Source organism: Actinoplanes sp. NPDC051851 (genome assembly GCF_040681165.1).
GTDB lineage: Bacteria > Actinomycetota > Actinomycetes > Mycobacteriales > Micromonosporaceae > Actinoplanes.
Map to the genome: position 1 here is coordinate 1 of NZ_JBFAYF010000048.1, position 23208 is coordinate 23208.

23 protein-coding genes are annotated in these 23208 nt (G+C 72.3%); 15 read left to right on the forward strand and 8 right to left on the reverse strand.

Features of this window, described 5'->3' with window-relative positions:
- Positions 1 to 73: 73 nt before the first annotated feature.
- Both AB0M08_RS34540 and AB0M08_RS34545 read right to left on the reverse strand, forming a co-directional pair.
- Positions 74 to 697 carry a TetR/AcrR family transcriptional regulator gene (locus tag AB0M08_RS34540; protein ID WP_364502704.1) on the reverse strand — a complete coding sequence of 208 codons (624 nt, stop codon included), beginning with the start codon at positions 695 to 697 and terminating at the stop codon, positions 74 to 76.
- Positions 698 to 802: 105 nt separating this feature from the next.
- Positions 803 to 1021 (reverse strand): hypothetical protein, encoded by a 219-nt coding sequence (locus AB0M08_RS34545; RefSeq protein WP_364502707.1) that lies wholly within the window; start codon positions 1019 to 1021, stop codon positions 803 to 805.
- 386 nt (positions 1022 to 1407) lie between these two features.
- Between AB0M08_RS34545 and AB0M08_RS34550 the strand changes: the two genes are divergently transcribed.
- The 5 genes from AB0M08_RS34550 (at position 1408) to fabF (ending at position 6076) form a co-directional block, all read left to right on the forward strand.
- The gene (locus tag AB0M08_RS34550) at positions 1408 to 2496 is read left to right on the forward strand and encodes a helix-turn-helix domain-containing protein (protein ID WP_364502923.1); all 1089 of its coding nucleotides are present in this window, start codon (positions 1408 to 1410) and stop codon (positions 2494 to 2496) included.
- Between the two features lie 140 nt (positions 2497 to 2636).
- Positions 2637 to 3608: an ACP S-malonyltransferase gene (locus AB0M08_RS34555; RefSeq protein ID WP_364502710.1), complete on the forward strand. Its 972-nt coding sequence runs from the start codon at positions 2637 to 2639 to the stop codon at positions 3606 to 3608.
- Positions 3605 to 4555 carry a beta-ketoacyl-ACP synthase III gene (locus AB0M08_RS34560; RefSeq protein WP_364502713.1) on the forward strand — a complete coding sequence of 317 codons (951 nt, stop codon included), beginning with the start codon at positions 3605 to 3607 and terminating at the stop codon, positions 4553 to 4555. Before AB0M08_RS34555 ends, AB0M08_RS34560 begins: the two co-directional genes overlap by 4 nt.
- Positions 4556 to 4605: 50 nt before the next feature.
- On the forward strand, positions 4606 to 4848 hold the full coding sequence (locus tag AB0M08_RS34565; RefSeq protein ID WP_364502716.1) for an acyl carrier protein: 243 nt from the start codon (positions 4606 to 4608) through the stop codon (positions 4846 to 4848).
- Between the two features lies 1 nt (position 4849).
- A complete protein-coding gene (gene fabF, locus AB0M08_RS34570) occupies positions 4850 to 6076 on the forward strand; it encodes a beta-ketoacyl-ACP synthase II (RefSeq protein ID WP_364502719.1) in 1227 nt (408 codons plus the stop codon).
- Between the two features lie 197 nt (positions 6077 to 6273).
- Here the strand turns inward: fabF and AB0M08_RS34575 are convergent, their stop codons facing one another.
- Both AB0M08_RS34575 and AB0M08_RS34580 read right to left on the reverse strand, forming a co-directional pair.
- Entirely contained in the window at positions 6274 to 7965 is a 1692-nt protein-coding gene (locus AB0M08_RS34575; RefSeq protein WP_364502926.1) for a glycoside hydrolase family 3 N-terminal domain-containing protein, read from the reverse strand.
- Positions 7966 to 8191: 226 nt separating this feature from the next.
- Entirely contained in the window at positions 8192 to 8683 is a 492-nt protein-coding gene (locus AB0M08_RS34580) for a DUF3145 domain-containing protein (RefSeq protein ID WP_364502722.1), read from the reverse strand.
- A gap of 243 nt (positions 8684 to 8926) precedes the next feature.
- Here AB0M08_RS34580 and AB0M08_RS34585 point away from each other — a divergent pair, with 243 nt between their 5' ends.
- Positions 8927 to 9253 carry a hypothetical protein gene (locus AB0M08_RS34585; RefSeq protein WP_364502725.1) on the forward strand — a complete coding sequence of 109 codons (327 nt, stop codon included), beginning with the start codon at positions 8927 to 8929 and terminating at the stop codon, positions 9251 to 9253.
- Positions 9254 to 9439: 186 nt separating this feature from the next.
- Here AB0M08_RS34585 and AB0M08_RS34590 read toward each other — a convergent pair whose 3' ends face one another.
- Positions 9440 to 10057: a carbonic anhydrase gene (locus AB0M08_RS34590; protein ID WP_364502728.1), complete on the reverse strand. Its 618-nt coding sequence runs from the start codon at positions 10055 to 10057 to the stop codon at positions 9440 to 9442.
- Between the two features lie 159 nt (positions 10058 to 10216).
- Between AB0M08_RS34590 and AB0M08_RS34595 the strand changes: the two genes are divergently transcribed.
- Positions 10217 to 11170, forward strand: a complete 954-nt coding sequence (locus AB0M08_RS34595) for an alpha/beta hydrolase (RefSeq protein WP_364502731.1) — start codon at positions 10217 to 10219, stop codon at positions 11168 to 11170.
- 137 nt (positions 11171 to 11307) lie between these two features.
- Positions 11308 to 13431 (forward strand): AAA family ATPase, encoded by a 2124-nt coding sequence (locus AB0M08_RS34600; RefSeq protein WP_364502734.1) that lies wholly within the window; start codon positions 11308 to 11310, stop codon positions 13429 to 13431.
- A gap of 7 nt (positions 13432 to 13438) precedes the next feature.
- On the opposite strand, the gene AB0M08_RS34605 is transcribed toward AB0M08_RS34600, so the two are convergent.
- Positions 13439 to 14326: a superoxide dismutase gene (locus tag AB0M08_RS34605; protein ID WP_364502737.1), complete on the reverse strand. Its 888-nt coding sequence runs from the start codon at positions 14324 to 14326 to the stop codon at positions 13439 to 13441.
- A gap of 183 nt (positions 14327 to 14509) precedes the next feature.
- Here AB0M08_RS34605 and AB0M08_RS34610 point away from each other — a divergent pair, with 183 nt between their 5' ends.
- The 3 genes from AB0M08_RS34610 (at position 14510) to AB0M08_RS34620 (ending at position 17319) form a co-directional block, all read left to right on the forward strand.
- Complete coding sequence (locus tag AB0M08_RS34610) at positions 14510 to 15427, forward strand: cation diffusion facilitator family transporter (protein ID WP_364502740.1); 918 nt, start codon at positions 14510 to 14512, stop codon at positions 15425 to 15427.
- 93 nt (positions 15428 to 15520) lie between these two features.
- A complete protein-coding gene (locus tag AB0M08_RS34615) occupies positions 15521 to 16456 on the forward strand; it encodes a PfkB family carbohydrate kinase (RefSeq protein WP_364502743.1) in 936 nt (311 codons plus the stop codon).
- A complete protein-coding gene (locus tag AB0M08_RS34620) occupies positions 16453 to 17319 on the forward strand; it encodes a 5'/3'-nucleotidase SurE (RefSeq protein WP_364502746.1) in 867 nt (288 codons plus the stop codon). Before AB0M08_RS34615 ends, AB0M08_RS34620 begins: the two co-directional genes overlap by 4 nt.
- Positions 17320 to 17516: 197 nt before the next feature.
- Here the strand turns inward: AB0M08_RS34620 and AB0M08_RS34625 are convergent, their stop codons facing one another.
- A complete protein-coding gene (locus AB0M08_RS34625) occupies positions 17517 to 17861 on the reverse strand; it encodes an STAS domain-containing protein (protein WP_364502749.1) in 345 nt (114 codons plus the stop codon).
- A gap of 294 nt (positions 17862 to 18155) precedes the next feature.
- On the opposite strand from AB0M08_RS34625, the gene AB0M08_RS34630 reads away from it, so the two are divergent.
- The 4 genes from AB0M08_RS34630 (at position 18156) to AB0M08_RS34645 (ending at position 21352) form a co-directional block, all read left to right on the forward strand.
- Positions 18156 to 18536: a hypothetical protein gene (locus AB0M08_RS34630; protein WP_364502752.1), complete on the forward strand. Its 381-nt coding sequence runs from the start codon at positions 18156 to 18158 to the stop codon at positions 18534 to 18536.
- Positions 18537 to 18548: 12 nt separating this feature from the next.
- Positions 18549 to 19172 carry a YdeI/OmpD-associated family protein gene (locus AB0M08_RS34635; protein ID WP_364502755.1) on the forward strand — a complete coding sequence of 208 codons (624 nt, stop codon included), beginning with the start codon at positions 18549 to 18551 and terminating at the stop codon, positions 19170 to 19172.
- 86 nt (positions 19173 to 19258) lie between these two features.
- Positions 19259 to 20662 (forward strand): serine/threonine-protein kinase, encoded by a 1404-nt coding sequence (locus AB0M08_RS34640; RefSeq protein ID WP_364502758.1) that lies wholly within the window; start codon positions 19259 to 19261, stop codon positions 20660 to 20662.
- 99 nt (positions 20663 to 20761) lie between these two features.
- The gene (locus AB0M08_RS34645) at positions 20762 to 21352 is read left to right on the forward strand and encodes a hypothetical protein (RefSeq protein ID WP_364502761.1); all 591 of its coding nucleotides are present in this window, start codon (positions 20762 to 20764) and stop codon (positions 21350 to 21352) included.
- A 22-nt stretch (positions 21353 to 21374) separates the two neighbouring features.
- Here AB0M08_RS34645 and AB0M08_RS34650 read toward each other — a convergent pair whose 3' ends face one another.
- Entirely contained in the window at positions 21375 to 23195 is a 1821-nt protein-coding gene (locus AB0M08_RS34650) for a 5'-nucleotidase C-terminal domain-containing protein (protein WP_364502764.1), read from the reverse strand.
- Between the last annotated feature and the right edge of the window lie 13 nt (positions 23196 to 23208).

A 23208-nucleotide genomic window follows, 5' to 3' on the forward strand; every position in this document is an offset into this window, starting at 1 on the left:
TGGTGGCTGGTGCTCAGGGGTGTCTCGCTCCGCGTCGGACACCCCTGAGCACCAGCCAAAACGGCGGGCCGCGCTACGACCGGGAGTCGATCGTGGCCGCGTGCTCGACCATCGCGATCAGGTCGGCGAGGTCGGCGTCGAACTCCGCGGCCCGGTCCACCGGGTCGACCGGGACCGCCGGGGTGTCGTCGTCCGGGTGCGGGGCCGGCACCAGTGGGAGCCCGCCGGTGACCTCCCCGGTGGTGTACCCGAGCAGGAACCCGCAGATCATCCGGGCCAGCCGCGGTACGCCCCCGTCCGGCACGCCCGCGTCGTGCAGGATGCCGCGCAGCGAGGCGGTCAGCCAGGAGGCGGAGGCGGCGGCCGCGGACCGGTTCAGCAGCAGCGGGAACGCGCTGGGGTGGGCGTGCGCCAGCCCCCGGACCGCCCGGCCCAGCGCGCGGAGCCGGTCCCGCCAGTCGATCTCCGCGACGCCGGCCCCACCGTCCTCCTCGGCGGCCGCGACCGCACCGAGCTCCAGGTGCAGCAGGTCGACGAGCCCGTCGAGCAGCGCGTCCTTGCCGCCGACGTAGGGGTAGAGCGCCATCGAGGTCAGCCCGACCCGCTCCGCGACCGCGCGCATCGACATGGCGGCCAGGCCGCGCTCGTCGACGAGGGCGAGCGCCTGGTCGAGGATCAGCCGTCTCTTGTCGTCCACGCCGTAAACCTGACCAGTGCGGCACACGCGGGTGAGCGAAGCGCGCCGCCACGCCGGTGTCTCTCACTCGACCAGGTGAGTGTCCACCCCGGGTCGAGCGTCAGCTCAGCACCAGCGGCCCGGTGGCCGCCCGCGGCCCGCCGCGCGACGGCGGGGCCGGACGGCGCCGTGCAGGTGGGCGCCGGCCCAGCCGCGCAGGTCCGATCGGCAGCCCACCCGGCCCGGCACCGGCCCGATGACCGATTCCTCCTCGGGCACCACCGATGGGACCTCGTCGAGGGCGGGGTCGATCTCGGTACGCGTCGACGCGTCGTCCCGGTCCATAATCTCGCCACCTCGATCCGCGGGTTCGGTTGTCGCAGCTTTGTTCGGCACCGTCGGCACCGTCTCTTCATCGGCATGCCACGGCCGGGGTTGACCCTGCCGGTGGACTCACGCAGCCACGGAAACCCGGGGCCAGTGGGACACGATGCCAGGTCACCGACCGAAATTGCGGGAGAGGCGCACCGCTACACCGGATTAAATGTCGCTAAACGGGGTAAATCAGACCGGGTTCGCCTCGTGCCGACGCAGCGTGACACGCTGGGCCGGTGGTGGAGAGGCCCGTGACCGAAACCCGACCCGACGCTCCGGCGAATCCGCTGCAGCCTGCGACGTTACGCCGGATCGAGCGGCACGCCGGCGCACTGGCCAGTTCGGCGGTGGCCCGGATGGACGAGACGCTGCCCTGGTTCCGCGCGCTCCCCGCCGACCAGCGGTCCTGGGTGATGCTCGTCGCACAGGCCGGCGTCCGCTCGCTGGTCGAGTGGCTGCGCTCGGGCGGCACCGTGGCGGCCGACACCCAGGAGATCTCCGACGAGGTCTTCGCCGCCGCGCCACGTGCTCTCGCCCGCGTGATCACGCTGACCCAGACCGTACAGCTGATCAAGGTGACCATCGACGTGGCCGAGGCCGAGGTGATCGGCTTCGCCGCGGAGGGCGAGTCCGGCCTGCTGCTCGCCGCCATCCTGCGCTTCTCCCGCGAGATCGCCTTCTCCGCCGCAAGGGTGTACGCGCGAGCCGCCGAGTCCCGCGGTGCCTGGGACGCCCGGCTGCAGGCCCTGCTGGTCGACGCGCTGCTCCGCGGCGACTCCTCGGACGTGCTGGCCAGCCGGGCCGCCGCACTGGGCTGGGTGGACACCCCGCCGGTCGCGGTGGTGGTGGGCCGCTCCCCCGGCGGCGACCTCTCCGCGGTACTGCACGCGGTCTACCGCGCGGCCCGCCGGGCCCGGCTCGAGGTGATCGCCGGGGTACACGGTGACCGGCTGGTCGCCGTGGTCGGCGGGGCGGGCGCACCGGTCGCCACCGCGGCGGCGCTCGCCGCGAGCTTCGGCGACGGCCCGATCGTGGTCGGACCGGCGGTCCCCTCACTGGACCAGGCCACCGAGTCGGCGCGCGCCGCGCTGGCCGGTTTCCGCGCGGCGCCCGCCTGGCCCGGCGCGCCCTCCCCGGTCTCCGCCGACGACCTGCTGCCGGAGCGCGCCCTCGCCGGCGACATGGACGCCCGCCGCCAGCTCCGCAACGACGTCTTCGCGGCGCTGACCCGGGCCGGCAGCGGCCTGATGGAGACGCTGGACGCGTTCTTCGCCGCGGGCGGGGTCCTGGAGAGCGCGGCCCGCGAGCTCTTCGTCCACCCGAACACCGTCCGGTACCGCCTGCGCCGGGTCGCCGAGGTCACCGGCCTCTCCCCACTGGACGGCCGGGACGCCTTCACGCTCCGCATGGCGATGAGCATCGGCCGCCTCGATCCGGCGGGGTAGTCACCAACGACCAGACTTCAGAAAGGGTATGAAACCGCACAAACCAACCCGGCTTTTGTAGGTTTCTTCCAAAACTTGTCGTAGGGTTTGGTCGCGGTCGGCAACCGCAGAGCGCCGTCGCATCGGGAAGAGTTCGGGACGTGCTCGCCGTACTCTCGCCAGGCCAGGGCTCGCAGAAGCCCGGCTTCCTGGCCCCCTGGCTTCAACTTCCCGGTGCCGCGGACCGCCTCCGATGGTGGTCCGCGCTCGCCGGCGTCGATCTGATCCACCTCGGCACCGAAGCCGGCGCCGAGGAGATCAAGGACACCGCCCGGACCCAGCCGCTGCTGGTCGCCGCGGCCATGCTCGCCGCCGGGCACCTGCCGATGGCGAACGTCGGGCTGGTCGCCGGGCACAGCGTGGGCGAGCTCGGCGCCGCGGCGCTCGCCGGGGTGCTGCCCGCCGAGGCCGCGATCGCCCTCGCCGGGGTGCGCGGCCGGGAGATGGCCGCCGCCTGCGCCCTGGAGCCGACCGGGATGAGCGCCGTCCTCGGCGGCGACCCGGACGAGGTCGTCGCGACCATCGAGAAGCACGGGCTGTACCCGGCCAACCGCAACGGCGCCGGCCAGGTCGTCGCGGCCGGCTCGCTGACCGCGCTGGCCGAGTTCGCCGCCGCACCGCCGGCCAAGGCCCGGGTCATCGCGCTCGCCGTGGCCGGCGCGTTCCACACGCCGTACATGGCGCCGGCGGAGACCGCACTCGGTGCACTCGCCGGTGGCGTCACCGTGCACGACCCGGCCCGTACCCTGCTCTCGAACCTCGACGGCACCGCCGTCGGCGACGGCGCCGAGATGCTGCGGCGCCTGGTCAGCCAGGTCACCGCGCCGGTCCGCTGGGACCTGTGCATGGCGGCCCTGCGCGAGCGCGGCGTCACCGCGATCATCGAGCTGCCGCCGGCCGGCACCCTCGCCGGTCTGGTGAAGCGCGAGCTCAAGGGCGAGGGCGCACCCGAGATCGTCACCCTGAACACCCCGGACGACCTGCCCGCGGCACGCGACCTGATCGCGCGGCACGGCGCACCATTGACCGTGAGCGCAACCGCGCCCGCCGCGCCCGAAGGAGGAGCACGATGACCGCGGGTTCCCGCATCCTCGCGATGGGCCACTACCAGCCCTCGCGTGTCGTCACCAACGAAGACCTCACCAAGATCCTGGACACCAACGACGAGTGGATCCGGAGCCGGGTCGGCATCGCGGAGCGCCGCATCGCCGACGGCGAGACGGTCGCCGACATGGGCGTCTTCGCCGCCGAGAAGGCCCTCGCCGCCTCCGGGCTCACCGCCGCCGACATCGACCTGGTGGTCGTGGCGACCTGCTCCTCGATGGACCGGTGCCCGAACGTGGCCACCCGGGTGGCGAACAAGCTCGGCATCGTCGCCCCCGCGGCGTACGACCTGAACACCGCCTGCTCCGGCTTCTCCTACGCAATGGCCAGCGCGGACCACGCGATCAAGGCCGGCGCCACCCGCAACGCCCTGGTCATCGGCGCGGAGAAGCTCTCCGACGTCACCGACTGGTCGGACCGCACCACCGCGGTGCTCTTCGGCGACGGCGCGGGCGCCGCGGTGCTCAGCGCGGTGCCGGACGGCGAGCAGGCCGGCGTCGGCCCGGTGCTCTGGGGCTCGGCCCCGGACAAGGGCGACGTGCTGCGGATCGAGGGCTGGCAGCCGTACATCAAGCAGGACGGCCAGTCGGTCTTCCGCTGGGCGACCACCGCGCTCGCCCCGTTCGCCGCCGAGGCCTGCAAGCGGGCCGGCGTCGAGCCGTCCGAGCTGGCGGCGTTCATCCCGCACCAGGCGAACACCCGGATCATCGACGGCATCGTCAAGCGGCTCGGCCTGAGCCCCGACGCGATCGTCGCCAAGGACCTCGTGGAGTCCGGCAACACCTCCGCGGCCAGCGTCCCGCTGGCGCTCTCCAAGCTCATCGAGCGCCGCGAGGTGCCCTCCGGGGCCCCCGTGCTGCTCTTCGGCTTCGGCGGCGGCCTCACCTACGCAGGTCAGGTCGTCCGCTGCCCGTGAGCGGGAACCCTTCCCGCCGCGAAACACCACCCGAGAGGAAACAACCAGCAATGGCAACCCGCGCAGAGATCACTTCCGGCCTCGGCGAGATCCTGGAGGAGGTCGCCGGTGTGAACCCCGACGACGTCGCCGAGGACAAGTCCTTCACCGACGACCTGGACGTCGACTCGCTGTCGATGGTCGAGGTCGTGGTGGCCGCCGAGGAGAAGTTCGGCGTCAAGATCCCGGACAACGAGGTCCAGAACCTCAAGACCGTCGGCGACGCCGTGAACTACATCGAGGCGAACCACTGACATGAGCACCGTAGACGTCGTCGTCACCGGGCTCGGCGCGACGACCCCGTTGGGCGGGGACGTCGCGTCCACCTGGGACGCCATGCTCAACGGCCGCTCCGGGGTGGGTTCGCTCACCGCGGAGTGGGCCGGGCAGCTTCCCGTACGCATCGCCGCGCGGGTGGCCGTCGACCCGGGCGAGATCATCGAACGGGTCCGGATGCGCCGCCTGGACCGCAGCGAGGCGATGGCCATCATCGCCGCCAAGCAGGCCTGGTCGGACTCCGGGCTGGAGGGTTCCGGGCTCGACCCGGAGCGTCTCGCGGTCAGCTTCGGCAGCGGCATCGGTGGCGCGATCACCCTGCTCGACCAGGACGACATCCTGGAGCAGTCCGGCCCGCGGCGGGTCAGCCCGCACACGGTGCCGATGCTCATGCCGAACGGCCCGGCCGCGTACGTCGGCCTGGAGCTGGGCGCCAAGGCGGGCGTGCGCGCCATGGCCAGCGCCTGTGCCACCGGCGCCGAGGCGGTGGCCCTCGGTCTCGACCTGATCCGCGCCGGCCGTGCCGACGTGGTGGTGGCCGGGAGCACCGAGGCCGTGATCCACCCGCTGCCGATCGCCGGTTTCGCCTCGATGCGGGCCATGTCGACGCGGAACGACGACCCGGAGCGGGCCTCCCGCCCCTGGGACAAGGGCCGCGACGGCTTCGTGCTGGGCGAGGGCTCCGGTGCCCTGGTCCTGGAGCGGGCCGACCACGCGATCGCTCGTGGCGCCACCATCTACGCCCGGCTCGCCGGTGCCGGCATCACCTCGGACGGCTACGACATCGTCCAGCCCGACCCGGAGTGCAAGGGCGGTATCCGGGCGATGGAGATGGCCCTCCGCGACGCCGCACTGACCGGCGCCGACATCAAGCACGTGAACGCCCACGCGACCTCGACCCCGGTCGGCGACATGGGCGAGATCAAGGGCATCCGGGCCGCCATCGGCACCCACCCGGTGATCACCTCGACGAAGTCGATGACCGGTCACCTGCTCGGCGCGGCCGGTGCGCTGGAGTCGATCGCCACCATCCTGGCCATCCGGGACGGCGTCGTTCCCCCCACCATCAACCTCGACGACCCGGACGACCGCCTGGATCTGGACGTGGCCGCGCACAAGGCCCGTCCGCTGGAGATCCCGGCGGCGATCAACAACTCGTTCGGCTTCGGCGGCCACAACGTGGCGCTGGTCTTCACGACCGTCTGATCTTCACGACCGTCTGACGAACGGGAAGACCCGACAGCGACTTCCGGTACGCGTACCGGCGGCCGGGTCTGACTCGGGTAAGGCCCGGCGGGCCGGGGGCGTCCTCGCGCTGGACGCCCCCGGCCTTAAGATCGCCGTCACCAACCTGGAAGAAAGGCCCGGTCCCCCCGGGCCCTTCTTTCCGGTCTTTCTGGCTCCTACTTCACGCAGGCGCTCCTCGGCAGGCCGGAGACCGCCACCGGGGACTTACCCGGCGCGGTCGCCTTCCCGGCCAGCACCGCGGCGAGCGCGGTCAGCGAGAGCCTGCTCGACGAGTAGGTCGCGATCAGCGTGGGCGATGACGCGTACGCCAGCAGCCCCGGCAGGTCCATCATCACCGTGACCGCGGCGGTCTGATCCAGGTCCACCGGCTTGTCGCCGTACCCGACCAGGTGCACGATCTGCCCGCCGGAGGCCTGCACCGTCACCCCGGCGTCCTGCAGCGCCTTGACCAGGGCGGCCCGGGCCACCCCGCGCGACGACGGCGCGGTGACCGTGACCGCTCCGCTGACCAGCGCGCCGGAGCACTTGCCGCGGAGCACGGTGATCGACGCCGCGTCCAGCGCCGCGACCGCCTGCTCGTGCTCGGCCGAGCCGACCACGGTGAGGTCCGGCTGGGCGGTCGCCGCGGTCCGGTACTTCAGCGTCAGGATCCGGGTGACCGCCTCGACCAGGCGCTCCCGCTTCAGGCTGCCGCTCTTCAGCCCGGCCAGGATGCCGTCCCGGGCGGCGCCGATGTCCGGCGGCATCAGCAGCATGTCGTTGCCGGCGTTCAGCGCCCGGACCGCGGCCTCCCCCGCCGGCCACTTCTTCGCCGGCTCCATGTTCATCGCGTCGGTGATCGCCACCCCGGTGAACTTCAGCCGGCCGCGGAGCACGTCGGTCATCACCTTGTGCGAGAAGGTGGCCGCGGTGCCCTTGTCGATCGCCTGCAGGTCGAGGTGCCCGGACATCACCACGCCGGCCCCGGCGTCCACGCCGGACTGGAACGGCGGCAGGTCCTGGCTCTCCCACTGGGCCTTGCTCTGCTTGATCACCGGGAGCGTCTCGTGGCTGTCCCCGCCGGTGTGGCCGTGCCCCGGGAAGTGCTTGAGGGCGGCCGCGACGCCGGCGCTCTGCAGGCCCCGAACCGCGGCGGCGACCTGCTCGGCGTTCGCCTTCGCGTCGGTGCCGAACGAGCGGGACCCGATCACCGAGCCGCCGGTGTTCGCGATGGTGTCGGCGACCGGTGCGAAGTCGACGGTGACGCCCATCGCGGCCAGCTCGCTGCCGGCCGCCTTCCAGGCCGCCTCGGTCAGCGTGGGCTGCCCGGCCGCGCCGGAGCCGGTCGCCGAGGGCAGCATGGTCACGCCGTCGGTGATCCGGGTGACCACGCCGTACTCCTGATCGGTGCCGATCATCAGGGGCGCCGCGGCGGGCAGCTTCAGCGCGGCCGCCTGCAGTCCGTCGGTGAGGACGCGGACCTGCGCCGGATCCTCCACGTTCGACGTGGGGTTGGTCTTGCCGGTCGGGTCCTGCGCGGTGAAGGAGACCAGGATCAGGCCGCCCAGCCGGTACTTGGCGATCATCTCGGCCGGGGTGGTCACGCCGGCCAGGTTCTTGTTCCCGGCCGCGGCGGCGGCGTCCACCTCGGTGGCGGCGGAGCCGTACGCGTACGGCATCAGCACCTGTCCCGCGAGGTCCTCGTCGCTGAGCCGGGCCACCGTCGCGGCGGCCTGTGCCGCCGGATCGCCGGAGGTCACCGAGGGCACGGCGGAGGAGGGCGGCGCCGCGGCCGACGCCGGTATCCCGGCTCCGGACGATTCCGGGGCCGGAGCATTGTTCCCGCACGCACCGGCGAGCAGCAGCATGGGCACGGCAAATGCGACGCTTGGCAGCTTTCTCACATCCGCCATCGAATCAGCTCACCGGGGAGCAATGCCACTCGATCCCCCTCGGTTCCCCCGGCAGCTCCGTGCGGCCCGGCCCCTCCCCCGGCCTCACCGCCGGTCGGCGGCCCGCCGAACCGCCGGTCAGCGGCCCGCCGAGGCCCATCCGGGTGAGGCCCGTCACCCGCCGCGGGGGGGGGACGGGTCGTCAGCCGACGCGGGTGAGGAGCGTGACCGGGGCGCCGTCGCCCGCGTAGCGGTACGGCTCCAACTCGGCGTCCCAGGCCGTGCCGAGGGCGCGTTCCAGGGCGTGCGCGAGCGCCTCGGGAGCCCGGGCGGACGCCATGATGGCACGCAGCCGGTCCTCGCCGATCTGGATGTCGCCCGAGGCGCCCATCGTGCCGTGGAACAGTCCCCGGCCGGGGACGTGCATGAAGCGCTCGCCGTCGAGCCCCGCACTTGGTTCCTCGGTCACCTCAAAACGGATCATGGGCCACTGCCTCAGGGCAGCAGCGAGCTCGGCGCCAGTACCCGAACGGCCGGTCCAACTGCACTCGGCGCGGCGCATGCCGGGGTCGACCGGCTGCACGGTCCATTGCAGATTGACCGGCGCGGTCAGGACGCGCGCGATCGCCCACTCGACATGCTGGCACACGGCGAGTGGGGTCGAGTGGACGTATACGACGCCACACGTTGGCACGGTGACCTCCCGGAGACCGAGGTGCGTCTTCCCCTACGACCTCGACCGCGGTTGATCGTGTCCCATGATGCCGGTTGGTACGGATGGTGCGCCAGAGAATCGGCAACATCGACTATGGGAGCGGCCGTAGTGGCATACCCAGTGCAACGCCTTTACCTGCTCCGACGGCACGGTCCGCGGCTCATCGTGTAGAGTTACTACGGCCTTTTCTCTGCTCAAGCTTTTCCTCCAAGGAGTACCGCCGTGGCAGGCAACACCTCAAAGACCGCCCGCGCATCAGTCCGCGCCGGCCAGGGCACCGGTGGCGCCCTCAGCGTGCTCGGTGAGTACAAGTACCTCATCCCGCTCGCCAACGGTCGCTTCGCATACGTGCGGAACCTGACCAACGGCAAGACCGCGCACCTCAGCACCAAGTCCGACGCGTTCGTCGAGGAGATCCGCGTGCTGACCGGTGCCGGCCACGGTGCCAAGATCCGCGCCGAGCTGACCGCGCTGCACACCAGCAACCCGGAGCACGGCTGGGCCGACACCGAGAAGCGGCTCGTGGACGCGGGCGTCTTCGAGGGCTGAGCAACCTCGCCCACCTGACGAGAAAGGCACCTCCCGGCTTCGGCCGGTAGGTGCCTTTTCGCATCACCTGATGATCATCGAGCCGCAACCGGACCCGCACGGAGCCGAACCGCGAGCGGACCCGCACGGGGCCGAACCGCGGACGGACCCGCGCCGAGCCGAACCGCGGACGGACCCGCGTGGGGCTCAGTCCTCCGGGTCGAGGAACTCCACCCAGCCGGTGTCCAGGTCGTAGATCGCGCCGACCACGTTGATCTGGTCCGCCGCGATGGCCGGCGCGAGGCCGTCCGCCCTCCGGAGCCGGGCCACCGTACGCAGCACATGCGCGCGGACCGCCTTGTCCGCCGCCGCCGGGTCGTTCAGGTCGAGACCCTCGGTCGCCGGTGCCAGCTCCGCCACCAGGTACCCGACGTCGCCCGTGGGCTGCTCGCCGGACCGGGTGGCGGCGACCGTGGCGGAGACCGCGCCGCAGCGCTTGTGCCCCACCACCAGGACCAGGGAGACGCCGAGCGCGGAGACCGCGAACTCGACCGAGCCGAGGATCGACCGGTCCAGCACGTGCGCGCCGGACCGGGCCACGCAGATCGAACCGAACGCCTGGTCGAAGATCGCCTCCAGGGGTACCCGGGAGTCGATGCAGCCGAGCACCACCGAGTGCGGCTGCTGACCGCCCGCGGTGGCGGCCGCCTGGGTGACGTTGTGCCCGTAGCGGGGGTTGCCGTAGACGAAACGCTTGTTGCCCGTGATGAGCTCACCCAGGGCGGTGCCGTGTGCCATGGCCTGGGCAGCGCGAATGGCTGTCATGTCGTTGATTCTCACGATCGGCGCGCGCAGGAGAAGTGATTGCGAGACAGCTCACGGTCACTTTCGGCCAGGTTCACCCGACCGAGCGGATACTGGCGCCCGGCGGAGATCCAGAGTGATGCTGGTTACCCGTGGGTACTGCGAAAGGCGGAGGTGCCCATGCCCGAGCGTCACGAGATCACGCTTGCCGATGGCGTACGGCTGCACGCCGAGGTGTCCGGCCCGTCGCGGGCCCCGGCCACCGTGGTGCTGCTGCACGGCTGGTGCCTGGATCGGCGTACCTGGCGGCCCCAGGTGGCCGCCCTCCGCGAACTGGGACGACGGCGGCCCCGGGTGATCGCGTACGACGCCCGCGGGCACGGCCGCTCCGGCTCGACCCGGCGCCGCGCCGCCACCCTGGAGCACCTCGGCGACGACCTGGCCGAGGTGCTGCGGCAGCTGGCGCCGACCGGCCCGGTGGTGCTCGCCGGGCACTCGATGGGCGGCATGACGATCATGGAGTACGCCCACCGTCACCCGGACGAGTTCGCCGACCGGGTGTCCGGGCTGTTCCTGGTCGCCACCACCGCCGAGGGCCACACCCACACCCGGTACGGCCTCCCCGCGGGGCTGACCGGCGTCCTGCGCGCCGGCGAGACCCTCGGCGCCGGGGTACTCGCCCGCTCCGGCGCCTGGCACCCGCACCGGGCCGTCCTGCCCGTCCTGCGCCCGGCGCTGCGCTGGCTGCTCTTCGGCGACGAGTGCGCGGAGGCGGCCCTGGGACTGACCGTACGCAGCGTCGGCCGTGCCTCGCTCCGCTCGATCGGCGGTTTCCGCGCCTCGATCGGCGCCCAGCAGCGGCTGGAGACCCTGGCCCGGCTCGGCGGCGTCCCGGCCGCGGTGCTGGTCGGCGACCGGGACCGGCTCACCCCGGTGCCCTGCGCCGAGTCGATCGCCGCCGCCCTGCCCGGCACCGAGCTCACCGTCCTCCCCGGCGCCGGCCACATGCTCCCCCTGGAGCGCCCGGAGGCGGTCGCGGCGGCGCTCACCACGATCGTCCACCGCGCCGCCCGCAACGCCCACCGCGCCGCGCGCCACGCCGCCGTCCCGATATCCGGCGAACGCGCCGCCTGATCCCCTCGTTGTGCAAGGTTTGAGGGATGCCCTGAACGCCGGGGCGCTTCGACGCGAAGTGTGGGCGAGGAGTAGGTTCGATTGCCCCCTTCGCGCGAGCGCGTTTGGTGGTGCGCACGAAAGGGAGAGCAACGGACTTGAGCGACGCCACCGTCCTTCAACAGGAGATCGCGGTCGAGCAGCAGCATGTGGACCGGGTCTACAGCCGTCTCACGGAGCTGCGCCGGGACGCCTCCCGGGCCGAGAAAGAGGGCTACCAGCTGGCCGGCGTGGGCACCTTCGGCGCCCTGGTCGAGCGGGACGCGATGGTCTTCCACGCGGCACGCCGCCGGCACGCCCTGGACACCGAGCACGAGGGCCTGGTCTTCGGCCGCCTCGACCTGCTGACCGGGGCCACCCACTACGTCGGCCGGATGGGCATCCGCGACGACGCCTCCAAGCCGCTGGTCGTCGACTGGCGCGCGCCGGCCGCCGCCGCGTTCTACCAGGCCACCCCGGCCGAGCCACTGGGCGTGATCCGCCGCCGGATGATCCAGTCCAGCCGGGAGAAGGTCACCGGCATCGAGGACGACCTGCTCGACCCGGAGGCCGCGCCCGAGGGGATGCGGGTGGTCGGCGACGGCGCGCTGCTGGCCAGCCTGGCCAAGGCGACCGGCCGCGGGATGCGCGACATCGTCGCCACCATCCAGCGGGAGCAGGACGAGGCGATCCGCTCCCCCGCCGGTGGGGTGACGATCGTCACCGGCGGCCCGGGCACCGGCAAGACCGCGGTGGCCCTGCACCGGGCGGCGTACCTCCTCTACTCCGACCGCAGCCGGTTCGCCGGCGGCGGCATCCTGGTGGTCGGCCCCTCCGGGGTCTTCGTCGAGTACATCGCGACCGTGCTGCCCTCGCTCGGCGAGGAGACCGCGACGCTGCGCTCGCTCGGCTCCCTCGTTCCGGGGTACGACGTCACCCGGGTCGACTCCGGCGAGGTCGCCGCGATCAAGGGTTCGCTGCGGATGCGCCGGGTCCTGGAGCGCGCCTCGCACGACGCGGTGCCGGACGGTCCCACCGAGCTGCGCCTGCTCTACCGCGGCACGCTGCTCCGCCTCGGCGCTCAGGACCTGGACCAGATCCGCCGCAAGGTGCTGCAGCGCGGTGCCCGGCGCAACGAGATCCGCGGGCAGGGCTTCGACCGGGTCTTCGACGCGCTCTGGGCCCAGGCCCGCGAGCACCGGGTCTCCGGGCTGCCGGAGAAGCGCGAGTTCGAGGCGGAGCTCGCCGACCGCAACGACTTCCGGGATTTCCTCAAGGCGTGGTGGCCGCGGTTCACCCCGATGCGGGTGCTGCGCTGGCTGGCCGACCCGCGACGGCTCCGGGCGTACGCGAACGGGGTCCTCTCCCGGGACGAGATCGCCACCCTGCAGGGCTCGTTCGACGGGCTCGCCGAGCACGGGCCGACCATCTCCGACGTGGCCCTGCTGGACGAGCTCGACGAGATGATGGGCCGTCCGCGGAAGGCACAGAAGAAGACCAGGAATCCCTTCCACGTACGCGACGGGATTCAGGAGGTCACCACGCACGCGGACCGTCAGGCCGCCGCACGTGCCCAGCAGGTCCAGCGCGAGGAGGACTACCGGGACTACGCGCACGTGGTGGTCGACGAGTCGCAGGACGTCTCGCCGATGCAGTGGCGGATGATCGGCCGGCGGGGCTCGTACGCCTCCTGGACCATCGTCGGCGACCCGGCGCAGACCGCCTGGTCCGGTGACCCGGAGGAGCTGGACCGGGCCCGGGAGCGGGCGCTGGGCTCACGCAAGCGCAACAGCTACGCGCTGACCACCAACTACCGGAACTCGTCGGAGATCTTCGCGGTGGCCGCCGGGGTGATCCGGGCGATCATGCCGGACCTGCCGCTGCCGTCGGCGGTCCGCAGCACCGGCGTCGACCCGGTCGACGTGGTGACCGGTGCCGCCGCGCTGCCGGAGACCGTCCGTGAGCTCGCGGAGAAGCAGCTGGCCGAGGTGGACGGCACGATCGGCGTGATCACCCCGGTGGTCCGGCGGGACGAGATGGCCGGCTGGCTGGCCGGGCTGCCGGAACGGGTCCAGGTGGTCACCGCGCTGGAGGCCAAGGGCATGGAGTACGACGCCGTGGTCCTGGTCGAGCCGGGCGAGATCGCCGTCGACCGGTCCGGGATCCGCACCCTGTACGTGGCGCTGTCCCGCGCTACCCAGCGCCTGACCACGGTGGGCACGAACCCCGGCTGGCACCCGTGAGCCTCTCCTACGGGATGGCCACCGACACCGCGGTGTAGGTGGTCTCCGGCGTCGCGGTCGTGGTGAAGCGGGCGTTCGGCAGGTAGAACCGCCCGCCGTACTCCGCGATCGTGGTGGGCACGTCGAAACCGGCGTCGGTGGTCCGGGAGATCACCGTGCCGGTGGTGCCCGCCCGGTCCAGCTCGATCGCGGCGATCACGTTGAGCCGGTTCTGCACCACGTAGAGGTCCGCGCCGCGCCGCCAGAGCCCGTCGCCGTACGGCACGGACTCGTCGCCGAGGTCGATCCGGGTGGTCACGCCGGACGCCGGGTCGACCCGGAACAGCGAGCCGGTGTTGGACTGCACCACGATCAGCCCACGGCCGTCCGGCGTGGTGACGATCCCGTTGACGTTGACCACGCCGGACGTGACGGCGAGATCGCCGCTGAGCGGCAGGGCCACCGCGGCGCCGGGCAACTCGCCGTGCCGGCCGAGCGGGAGCTTGAAGAGCACGGCGTTGTAGGAGTCGGTGAACCAGGCGGCGTCCCGGGTCAGGACCACGTCGTTGATGAACGCGGCGACGGTGTCCGGCTGAAGGTCGTAGGAGCGGAGCAGGGCACCGGTCGCGGCGTCCAGGATCCGGACGTCGCCCCCGGTGCCACCGGCCACGAAGAGCCGGCCCCGGGAGTCCAGTTTCATGCCGAGCGACGGCGTGCCCGGCCCCTCGGCCAGGATCGCCCCCGCCCCGGTACGCAGGTCGGCGCGGTAGAGGTCACCGTCGGCCCGGGAGCCGAAGTAGGCGTAGGGGCCGCCGCCGATGGCGATCCCCTCCGGCTGGAAACCGCTCGGCAGGGTGATTGTGCTGAGCGGGACGGGCGTCTGCGACGCCATGGCGGGCTGGGCGGTTACGGTCACCGCGAGGGCGGCACAGAGTACGTTCGCAAAGGTACGGCGAAGCACGAAACTTCCTTTCCCGTACGGAACGGATCATGTCGCTCCCGATTCCAACCCGCGGAGGCCGTCCGCACAACCGTCTGCGCGCATAGTGATGTACGCATATCGCGACAGCGGCTCCCCGGACGGCGGAAGGTGGACGACATGGGAGCCGGTCACGACCACGGCACACGGGCCCTGCACGCCGGAGCCCGGCATCGCGCACCACTGTGGTGGGCGGCGGCGCTGCTCACCGGATCCATGCTGCTGGAGGCGGTGGCCGCGGCGCTGACCGGTTCGCTGGCCCTGCTCTCCGACGCCGGCCACATGTTCACCGACGTGCTGGCCATCGCGATGACCCTGGCGGCGATCACCGCGGCCGGACGGGCCGGCTCCGGGTCCGGCTCCGGGCGCACCTTCGGGCTGTACCGGCTCGAGGTGCTCGCCGCGCTGGCCAACGCCGCGCTGCTCACCCTGGTGGCCGTCTTCGTGCTGGTCCAGGCGGCGCGCCGGTTCACCGACCCGCCCGCCGTGCCGGCCGGGTGGATGCTCGCGGTGGCGGTCGGCGGACTGCTGGCGAACGTCGGCGCCTTCGCGCTGCTGCACTCCGGCGCCAAGGAGAGCATCGGCGTGCGCGGGGCGTACGTGGAGGTGCTCGGCGACCTGTTCGGCTCGGCCGGGGTGATCGTGGCCGCGGCGATCATCTGGCTCACCGGATGGGCGTACGCCGACCCGATCGTCGCCGTCGCGGTGGCCCTCATGATCCTGCCGCGCACCGTCGCGCTGGGCCGCGACGCGGTCCGGATCCTGGTCCAGGCCGCGCCCGGGCACCTGGACGTGGACGCCGTCCGCGACCGGCTGGTCGCCGTGCCGGGCGTCGCCGACGTGCACGCGCTGCACGTCTGGACGCTCACCTCGGGCATGGAGGTCGCCTCCGCGCACCTGGAGCTGGACCCCGGCGCCGAGCTCGGCGCGGTGCTCTCGACGGCCCGCGAGGCACTGCACGACGAGTTCGCCATCGAGCACGCCACGCTCCAGGTCGAGCCCGCCGGGGCCGGGCACTGCACCCCGACCGGCTGGTGACCGGGGGCCGTCCGGGTCCCGAGGTGCGCAATGACTCCCGTGTTCTTTCTGCGATCCGCCACGCCGCGTGCGCGCAGCGATGACAATGCGAACATGAGTGACGGCCGTGTCATGGTCTTCGCGCCGGCCCCACAGCTGACGGTGACCATCGAGCAACATCACGACGAGCCCGAGCTGCACGTTCACCCCGGCGGCCAGGGCATCTGGCAGACTCGGATGATCACGCTGCTCGGCGCGCACGTGACGCTCTGCACGACCGCCGGCGGCGAGGTGGGCCGGGTGCTCGCCCCGCTGCTGGACGCGCTGCCCGGGGTGACCATGCGGATGGTGATGCGCGAGCACGGCAGCGGGTGGTACGTCCACGACCGCCGCAGCGGCAAGCGCGAGGAGATCGCCGAGCGGCCCGGCACCCCGCTCTCCCGGCACGAGCTCGACGAGCTCTACAACCTGGCGCTGGCCGAGGGGTTGCGGGCCGGCATCGCCATCCTGAGCGGCCCCGCCAAGCCCTCGGTGATCAAGCCGGACGTCTACGGGCGGCTCGCCGCCGATCTGCGGGCGAACGGCTGCCGGGTGATCGCCGACCTCTGCGGCAGGTATCTCGCCGCCGTCCTGGAGTCCGGGCTCTCGGTGGTCAAGATCAGTCACGAGGAGCTGATCGCGGACGGGCTGGCCGCCGACGGCTCCACCCGGGAGCTGATCACCGCCCTGATCCGTCTGCACGACGACGGCGCCGAGATGGCCCTGGTCTCCCGGGCCGACGAGGGCGCGCTGGCGCTGATCGAGGACGAGATCTACGCGGTCGGGCTGCCCCGGCTGACGCCGGCCGAGCACCGCGGCGCCGGCGATTCGATGACCGCGGGCGTGGCGGCCACCCTGGCACACGGCGGCACGCTGAGCGACGCCGTCCGGACCGGCGCCGCGGCGGGCGCCCTCAACGTCACCCGGCACGGCCTCGGTACCGGGCACGTCGACGCCGTGCGGGTCCTCACCGAACGAGTCCGGCTGACCCCCATCAGGAAGGCGACATGACCGCGTTTCCGGGCAACCACCGCAGGATGCGAATCCTCATCACCAACGACGACGGCATCGAGGCGCCGGGGATCCGCTGGCTGGCCAAGGCCGTCGCCCATGCCGGGTACGAGACCGTGGTGGCCGCCCCGCTCAGCGAGTCGAGCGGTAGCAGCGCGGCGATGACCGCGGTGGTCCAGGACGGCAGGATCGTCTCGGAGCCGCGCGAGCTGGCCGGGGCGAAGCACATCCCGGCGTACGGGGTGGCCGCGTCACCGGCGTACATCGTGCTGCTCGCGCTCCGGGAGGCCTTCGGCCCGCCGCCGGACCTGGTGGTCTCCGGGATCAACCGGGGCGCCAACGCGGGCGCCGCGGTGGTCCACTCGGGCACCGTGGGCGCCACCCTGACCGCCTCGCACGCCGGTCTGCGCGGGCTGGCGGTCTCGCTGGACGTGCTCACCCCGGCGCAGGCCACCGCGGCCAGCGGCGGCGCCGCGATCGACGCGATCCACATGGCCGACGAGGAGAAGCACCACTGGGCCAGCGGCGCCGAACTGGCGGTCCTGCTGCTGCCCTCGCTGCTGCACACCCCGCCCGGCACGGTCTTCAATCTGAACGTCCCGGACCTGCACGTGGACGGCATCCGCGGCCTGCGGCGGGCCGGGCTGGCCCGGTTCGGCCAGGTCCAGATGAGCATCGCCGAGGCTGGCGACGGCTACGTCCGCACCGCCGTGCAGGCTGCAGAGGAGGAGCTGGACCCGGGAACCGATCTGGCCGCCCTCGCCGACAACTACGCCGTGGTCACCCCGATCCGGGCGCCCTCCGAGGACCCGGACGTGCAGGTCAACGTGGACGACCTGCGCTTCCAGTCCCCCGCGATCTAGGCCCGCGCCCGCCGGCGCGCCGAACCGGCCGACGGGCCGGCATACCCGGCGCGCGCCGACGCACCGGCATACCCGGCGGGCGCCGGGGCCGCCGGCATACCCGGCGCGTGCTGGAAACGGCGCGCTGGGACCGGCCTCAGCGATGCCGCGGCTCCGCCCCCGTCCTGCGGGACGGGGGCGCGCGGCGGCGGAGCGGATCAGCTGGTGACGACCGCTTCCTCGTGGGGTTGCGGGTTGCCGAAGAGGCCGAGCAGCCCGGTCACCCAGAGCTGCTTGTGCGCGAAGCGACTGGGCCGGGTCACGATCACCTTGACCCCGCTGACCCCGGCCAGCTGGAAGGCGGCCACGAGGGCGCTGATGCCGACCGAGTCGATGAAGGTCACGTGCTGCATGTTGAGCTCGATCCGGGCCGGCGTGCCCTCGTTGAGCTGGGCCGCCACCGCCTCACGGATCTCATACGCGTTCTCGACGTCGATCTCGCCACGCGGCGAGACCTCGACGGCTCCGTCGGCCAGCGTCGACGTCGTTATCGACAGCGTCACGCCTCTTCCCTCCACCCGCCCGGCATCCGGGCGTCGTTCCTCGTTACGCGGGTCAGACCCTGCTCACCCCGTGTTGCGGGGCGGCATGGACTACCCCCGGAAGGTTCGGTGAAACTGCCCGAAAGGTTAGGCCCCGAACCTGAAGACCACCTGAGTGGCCCGTGTGAGCGAGGTCAAGAGTACTGCGCCACGTCAAATCGTTTTGCAACCGTGATGACGTCCACAACCGACGTTTGCCGCCCCCCGGCGCGGGGGATGACTCCCGTGAGGGGCGAGCGCAGGAGGTAACCGACGATGTTCGCAACGAGGAAGAACCAGGCGGAACGGACGGCGAGCCAGGCCTGGGAGCACCTCTCCGCCGCGGTCACCGCGACCGGCAGGCGGAGCCGCCCTCTGGCGGACCGCGCGTCCGGCGCCGCGGACGAGGCATGGAGGCGGGCCGAGCTGGCCGCGGACGAGGCGTGGAGGCGGGCCGAACTGGCCGCCGACGCGCTGGCCGGGCGCCGTCCGGGCCGCCCGTGGGCGCTGATCGCCGGAGCGGGCCTGCTCGGCCTGGCCGCCGGCTGGGCCGCCGCGACCACGGCACGGGCCGCGCTGGAGCGCCAGGCCGAGAACGAACGGCTGGAGCTCGCCGAGTCCACCGTCGTGGTCACCCCCACCTACGGCGAGAGCTGAGACACTCCCTGAGTGGCCGAGCCCCATCCAACCGCCCCGCCCACCGCCCTGAAACGGGCTGAAGGCTCCCTCTTCTTCCGTGACCCCGCCGCGCTCCGTGCCTGGTTCACGGAGAACCACGAGACGGCGCCCGAGGCCCTGATCGCGTACTGGAAGAAGGGCAGTGGTGAGACGGGCATCACACATCCCCAGGCGATCGAGCAGGCACTCTGCTTCGGCTGGATCGACAGCGTCAGCAGGCGCATCGACGAGAAGAGCTACTACGTGCGCTTCACGCCGCGCCGCAGAGGCAGCGTGTGGAGCGAGGTCAACATCGCCAAGGTCGGTGAGCTGACCGAGCGCGGGCTGATGCTCCCGGCCGGGCTCCGGGCCTTCGCGGCGCGCCGCCCGGACCGTGTCGGCGTCTACTCGTACGAGCAGGCCGCCCCGACCGAGCTGGACGCCGCCCAGACGGCCCGTCTCCGCGGCGAACCCGCAGCCTGGGAGTGGTTCAACGGCCAGTCCGCGGGGTACCGCCGGGCGGCCGTGCACTGGGTGGTGAGCGCGAAGCGCCCGGAGACCCGGGAACGCCGCCTCGCCCAGCTCGTCGCCGACTCCGCGGCGGGCCGACGTGTCCCGCCGCTGATCTCCCGTTGATCGGCCCGGCTCTGTACAGTTGAGCGGCATTCGGCTCGTCACGCGGCATCCGGATTTCGCCGCCCGATAGGAATAAGGGTCCACTGGTGCTAGGTGCGGGACATCTCCTGGACAACCGCTACCGGTTGGACGAGCGCATCGCCACCGGTGGCATGGGCGACGTCTGGCGCGGCACCGACGTGGTGCTCGGCCGGGTCGTCGCGGTCAAGGTGCTGCGCACCGCGATGCTGGACGACCCGGAGTTCGCCGCCCGCTTCTACGGCGAGGCCCGGATGATGGCCGCGTTCCGCCACCCCGGCGTCGTCGAGGTGTACGACTACGCCAGCGAGGGCGACTCCGGCGGCGCCGAGACGGTGGCGTACCTGGTGATGGCCTTCGTCGAGGGCGAGCCGCTGTCGAACCGCGTCAAGCAGGGCGCGATGCCGGTCAACGAGACCCTGTCGATCGTGGCCCAGGCCGGCGAGGCGCTGCACGCCGCCCACGAGAACGGGATCGTGCACCGGGACATCAAGCCCGGCAACCTGATCGTGAAGCCGACCGGCGCGGTCATCCTGATCGACTTCGGCGTGGCCCGGTCGAACGCGGTGACCAGTCTCACCGGGCTGAACGCGATCGTCGGCACCGCCCTCTACATGGCGCCCGAGCAGGTCGCCAAGGGCAACCTCACCCCCGGCACGGATGTGTACGCGCTGGGCGCGGTGGCCTACCACTGCATCGCCGGCCGTCCGCCGTTCGACGGCGACAACGCACTCCAGGTGGCCCTGCGGCACCTGGAGGACGAGCCCGACCCGCTGCCCGACCACGTGCCGGACGCGGTCCGCGAGCTGATCGCCACGGCGATGGCCAAGCAGCCCGCCGACCGGTATGCGACCGCCGCCGAGTTCGCCGAGGCGGCCTACGCCGCGGCCGGCGCCTCGGCCGACTGGAAGCGGCTGACCGGGACGAAGATGGTCGCTCCGGTGAGCCCCGCGGTGGGCCCGCCCCCGGCCGGCCCGACCCAGGTGGTGCCCCGGCCCCGGTTCAGCCCGTCGCCGCCGCCGCTGCCGCCCGCACGGCCCTCGTCCGCGGCCTCCGGTGGCGCGGGTGCCCAGCGTGGCCTGATGATCGCGGTGTTCGCGCTCTTCCTGCTCGCCGGCGGTCTCGGCGTGGCCTGGGCGCTCGGCAGCGACGACAGCGACGCCAACAAGACCCCCACCACGACCACGACGGTGGTGGAGACCACCGAGGAGCCGTTCACCGACGCCACCGAGGCCACGCCGACGACCGAGGAGACGACGGAGGAGGTGCAGCCCACCAAGCGCACCAAGTCCCCGACGCCGAGCGCCACGCCGACGTCGGCCAGCCCGTCGCCGAGCCCGAGCACCGAGCCGACCACCGAGGAGCCGACGGAGGAGCCGACCACCACGGAGCCGACCGAGGAGCCGACCACCACGGAGCCGACGACGACGACTCCCCCGGTCGGCACCGACCCTCCGGTCAGCGACGGCTGAGCCGGCCGGAGAGCGACGGAAAAACTCCGGAACTGCAACCTCTCAGCTGCCCCGCTCCGCTGCCGATGAACACGGTCGGCAGCGAGGGGGAGGACAGCAATGACGACAGTCGAGACGCCGGGACCGCAGTACCCCGTCACGCCCCCGTGGGTCAGCACGCCACCGCCGGCGGAGCCGGTCTCCCCGGCCCCGCCGGTGCGCCACAATCAGCTGCTGGTCCGGTTCCCCGGCGAGGTGCACGGCGCGGCCCGCCCCGAGGCGCCCTCCTGGCAGCCGGTGGTGGCGTGGACGTTCTTCCTCAGCGCGATCGGGGTGGTCTCCGCGATGCGCCGGGCACGGCGGGCGAGGAGCTACGGACGGGCCCGCGCACCGTACTGGATCGCGTTCCTGACGACGCTGGTCGCCGGGGCGGTCTTCTGGTCGGTGCTGGTCTTCGACGTGGCGCTGCCGACGTATCAGCGGCAGAAGGAGAGCGCGGCGACCGAGGCGGTCGAGGCGAAGGTGCTCAGCGACGGCCGGGTCGAGGAGGCGGTCGGGACCACGGTCAAGAGCGCCTGGTGCATCGCGGACGGAGACCGCCGTTCGGACGGCCTCCGCACCTACGACTGCTCGTTCAAACTGGGCGACGGGCGTACCGCGTCGATGCGGATCGACGCGGACACCCGAGGCAACTGGGAGACGACGGACTGACCGGCGCCCCCAAGAAAGAAGATCAGAAGGTGACGGGCGTGCCGGCCTGAACCAGCTGCCAGTTCTTCGTGAAGAAGTCGGCCGGGTCGATCGCGCCCTTCGCCTGCGCCCAGTCGATGAGCAGCTGGCGGATCTCCTTCTGCTCGTTGTAGACCTGGGTCTTGACGATGCCCGGGAACGCGCCGCCGCCGGAGCGCCGGTAGTTGTTGACCGCGACCACGAACTGCGCGTCGTCGGCCACGTCGGCGCCGTCGATCTGCAGCCTGGTGATCCGGCTGCCGACCGGCTGGCTGATGTCGATGTCGTAGTCGACGCCGGAGAGGGTGTCGTAGTTGTAGTCCGGCACCGTGGTCTCGTTGATGTTCTCCGGGTCCACCGTGGTGCCCACCGCGAAGGTCTTGAAGTACTTCGCCGAGTACTCCAGGTACGCCCGCACCTCGGCGCCGGTCAGCACGACCGCCTCCAGGGTGTTGTCGTAGATGTAGAGCCCCGCGACGTCCTTGATCTTGACGTCGCCCTGCGGGAAGACCGCGGTCCGGCTGAACGGCGCCGCGATCGAGAGCACCGGCAGGCTCGCGTACGAGGTGCTCGCCAGCGCCGCCACGACGGTGTCGGTCTGCACCTTGTTGATGTAGTCGAGGATCGGGGTGTCCTCGTACCGCGAGGTGGCCGAGGAGAGCTCCTCGGTCGAGGTGGCGACGATCTGGTTCACGTACGTGACCGTCTTGGCGTGCTGGCTCTTCACCACGGCCAGGACCTTCTCGTCCGCGTCCACCGTGTTGGTGTTGATGGTGGCGGACGCCTTGGTCGTGATCGTCCAGGCGTTCTTCTCCCGGACCAGGGTGAAGTCCATCTTGGTGACCCGCTGGCCCCACTTGGACGGCTCGGAGAGCAGCACCTCCTTGCCGGTGCTGGTGTTGACGACCAGCCGCTGCGAGACCTCGGCGTGCGCGTGTCCGAAGAGGATCGCGTCGATCCCGGGCACCTGCTGCGCGATCAGCGCCGACGGGTTCTCGTTCGGCAGCTCGTCGCCGTAGCTGGAGGTGCCGCTGTCGCCGCCGTGCGCGACGACGATCACGATGTCCGCGCCGCGGGCCCGGATCACCGGCACCCACTTGGCGGCGGTCTCCACCATGCCGGGGAAGGTCAGCTTGCCCTCGACGTTGCCCTTGTCCCAGATCGCGATGCCCGGGTTGGTGAGGCCCAGGATGCCGACCCGCAGCGTCGGCGCGTGCTTGCCGAGAGAGACCTTCTTGATGATGTACGGCGTGAAGGCCGGCTTGCCGGTCGTGGCGCTGACCGCGTTCGCGGCCAGCGCCGGGAAGCTGAGCTGGCGGATCCAGAGGTTCAGCAGCGGCAGGCCGTAGTTGAACTCGTGGTTGCCGAGCACGATGGCGTCGTAGTGCAGCACGTTGAAGGCCTTGGCCATCGGGTGCTTCTCGCCGGTCTCGGTGATCGGCTCCTGCTTGGCGTAGTAGGTCGCCAGCGGGGTGCCCTGAATGGTGTCGCCGGCGTCCAGCACCAGGGTGGCGCCGGTCGCCTCGGAACGCAGCTTGTTGATCAGTGCGGCCGCCTTGGCGACACCGACGTCGTTGTGCGCGGTGTCGTCGTACTCGGCGTCCTTGTAGTAGTCCCAGTTGTAGACGTTGCCGTGCAGGTCCGACGTACCCAGGACGGTCAGGCTGTAGGTCTCGGGAGTCGGGGCCGGAGCGGGGTGGTGCTTGGTGTCGCCGTGCTTCGAGCCGGCCTGCGCCGCGCCGGGAAGAGCGAGCGGCGCGACGGCGGCAGCCGCCGCCGAGGCGGCGAGGACGGAACGCCGCGATACGCCGTTGAGGAGGGTCATCGCGAACCTTTCG